This window comes from SAR324 cluster bacterium (assembly GCA_029245725.1).
Lineage (GTDB): Bacteria > SAR324 > SAR324 > SAR324 > NAC60-12 > JCVI-SCAAA005.
Genome location: JAQWOT010000385.1, coordinates 1 through 2939, shown reverse-complemented (window position 1 = coordinate 2939; position 2939 = coordinate 1). Strand labels below are relative to the sequence as shown.

Annotated in this window: 4 protein-coding genes; all 4 read right to left on the bottom strand. The window is 48.4% G+C overall.

The features are described from left to right. Nucleotides 1-363 (bottom strand): hypothetical protein (locus P8O70_21170; protein MDG2199353.1); only part of this gene is annotated, 363 nt, incomplete at its 3' end. Nucleotides 364-370: 7 nt separating this feature from the next. After that, nucleotides 371-1117 (bottom strand): hypothetical protein, encoded by a 747-nt coding sequence (locus P8O70_21165; GenBank protein MDG2199352.1) that lies wholly within the window; start codon nucleotides 1115-1117, stop codon nucleotides 371-373. A gap of 108 nt (nucleotides 1118-1225) precedes the next feature. After that, nucleotides 1226-1813: a cytochrome c gene (locus P8O70_21160; GenBank protein MDG2199351.1), complete on the bottom strand. Its 588-nt coding sequence runs from the start codon at nucleotides 1811-1813 to the stop codon at nucleotides 1226-1228. Beyond that, nucleotides 1797-2939: sulfite dehydrogenase (gene soxC / locus P8O70_21155; protein MDG2199350.1), on the bottom strand; the 1143-nt coding region annotated here is incomplete at its 5' end. The genes P8O70_21160 and soxC, both read right to left, overlap by 17 nt.

Genomic DNA, 2939 nt, shown 5'->3' with positions numbered 1-2939 from the left:
TTCTTGATCTGTCAGTGGGGTTGCATATTCCAGTGGCATCTTTCGAATCCCGTCCAATAGTTTCTCTAAAATTCCAGCCGTAATCCAGATTCCAAGCGCGTCCCCTCCTCGAACGCTTCCAGCAGTGTCATAGTGACGAAGATCTAGCGTAGTTGGGGTTCCCTCTGGTGTATAACTGGATGCTGGCACTTGGTGACAAGATGCACACTTTAGTTGAACCAACTCCCCAATTCCATTTTTCCAAGTGGGTGCACCTTTAATCACAATCTCATCAGGTGACTCATCACCTAACGTGTCCACTTCTGAGCAGGACATGAGCAGCATGGAGAAGCCAAACACGAATAAACCGCAAATTTTAATCATGAATTTCCTAGTGCAGTAGTGTCACAGAAACAGTCCAGTGACGTAAGATCGTATCTGTGGAGTATTGTGTAAATTGTAGCCGAAGATCTGGTTGAACCACATATCCAATCCCTCCATAAAAATACGTGTACCCAGTCGCAGGCTCATCCAGCATTACTCCATCTTCCTCAATCGAAAGTTTGTTTTGGACGCTGGAATGCCCCAAGCCTCCTGAGAATAGCCAGTCCTCCCACTGAAACCCCAAACTAGCATCAACTCCTTGTTGCTGGACTTCAAACAGATCATCAGCATTTGTCATCGTAATTGGCCCATTAATGATTGAGTGAGCAACATATGTTCGAACAGTTGTGGCCCAGTCCTCTTTGAACTCCCATTGATAACCAACCTCACCCGCCAAGAAACTGTAGCGATAGCCCATTACTTCAACAGGCACTTGCAGTCCAAGTCCCACCAAATAGCTTTGTTCAAAAAATTGGCGAAAGCGAAACCGGGGAAGAACTGGTGGACCTTCGACTGGCTCCTGCTTGTTCCCAATTCGGTTGTTAACTTCAGGTCGATGGAGAAATTCCACTTCCCATTCCTGTCCTTTTCCCAACACAGCCATGGGTGGGCGTTGAGACTGGAAATCAAGCAGGTGGGCGTAGATCAATTGTAGTCGTTCTGATTGTTCTTGAGCTGTTACACCTGAAACAGACGTTGCAGAGAGAAATCCACTAACACCCAATAAACTCAGGATAAGCATTCGGACCAACATGGAACTCCTGAATCTCCGAATGAACAAAAAAATCGTTGATGAAAAGGAAGCAGTAGAGCAAAAGGAGGGGAAAGGCCAGCAGAGAACTGACCTCTTTGTAAGAGAAGCTTAGAGACCCTGACCGGTAACGCAGTTTTTCATACAGGCTACGTTCTGTACGTCTGGGCGAGGATCAGGACCGAAGAAACCTTGGCTATTTGGCATCTCGATTTCCATGATCGTCTCTTGATTTAACTCAAATTCCTCGGCCACTAGATCATTGAGATAAAAGACATAGGCCGTGATGGCGTAGGTCTCTTCATCTGAGAGAGATTGAGGATTGTAGAAGGGCATTGCACGACGAATATAGCTGAAAACAGAGGTGGCATAGGGCCAGTAGCTACCTACTGTTTTCACAGGTTCCATGGTATCTAATGAGTCTTCTCCACCCATCAAAACGGGCCAACGTCCCACAGCCTCACCAAATTCACCGTGACAATAAGCGCACTTGGTCTGGTAAAGTTTCTCGCCCTGAAAGACAGTTCCTTTGGCATCCGGCAGATTTCGGCCATCTGGACCAACACTAATATCCCAACCTGCAATTTCCTTATCTGTAGCAATTCGGCCTAGCTTGAATTGCAGAGGTTCAGCCAGTAAGGGAGAGACAAGCAGCAGAGTGCCGACGAGTCCTCCAAAAATCCTAGCTAAGTTGAACATTCTTTACCTCTCCGTTCGTATCAATTTCCCATGTGTAAATGCTGTTCTTGTGATAGATCGAGTTGATCCCCCGCACTTCGCGAAGCTGAGTGATGGTAGGCTGAACATATCCGGTTTCATCCATCGCTCGGCTCTGGAGATGGGCTTTTTCACCATTCCATTGCCAGGGAATACGGAAACGTGTGAGGCACTTGCTCATCACGGGTTCTTGCAACGAAGCTGTGTGCCAGTTGCGGCCACCATCTACTGAGACATCAACCTGCTGGATCTTGCCTCGGCCAGACCAGGCTAATCCTGTAATTTCGTGGAAGCCCTTGTGGCTCATTTGTTGACCAGCTGAGGGATAGGTGATGCAGGAATTGGCTTCCTGAAGGAAAGTAAATTGTCGTGCAGTCCCGTCGTCCATGAGATCTGTGTACTTGGAGGTCTCTTCACGAGTCATCCATGGTTCAGTTCCAACCTTGAGACGGCGTAGCCACTTGATGTTCATGTTGCCCTCAAAGCCGGGGACTAGTAGACGAATCGGGTAGCCTTGCTCAGGACGTAGTCGTTCTCCATTCTGAGCCCAGCAAATCATTGCATCGTCCATCATCTTTTCCATGGGGATCGAACGATCCATTGAACCTCCGTCGGCACCTTCAGCTAGTACCCATGTTCCCTTGGGGTCAACTCCAACTTCTTGAAGCAGAGTGGATACCTTGACACCGGTCCACTCACAACAACTCACCATTCCATGAGTGAACTGGACGGTCTGCATCTGGACACCCTTCCACTCCATACCCCCATTGGCAGGGCACTCGATGAAGTGAATGTGTGATTCGCTTGGGAAGCGCATCAATTCATCCATTGTGAACATCATTGGATACTTGACCATGCCGTGGATGATCAGGCGATGCTCATTTGGATTGATGCTAGGTACTCCACCATGATGCCGCTCGAAGTGTAGCCCATTTGGAGTGATGATGCCGTGCAGATCCTGCAGTGGTGTGAAGTTGATCGAAGACTGGGTTGAAGATGTTAGCCAGCCTACATTTCTGCGTACTACATGAGCCTCATGGGGTGAGGGGCTGCCGTAGGGTTTTTCGGTAACTCCCGGGCCAAGCATCTGGGACCAAATAGGCTTGTT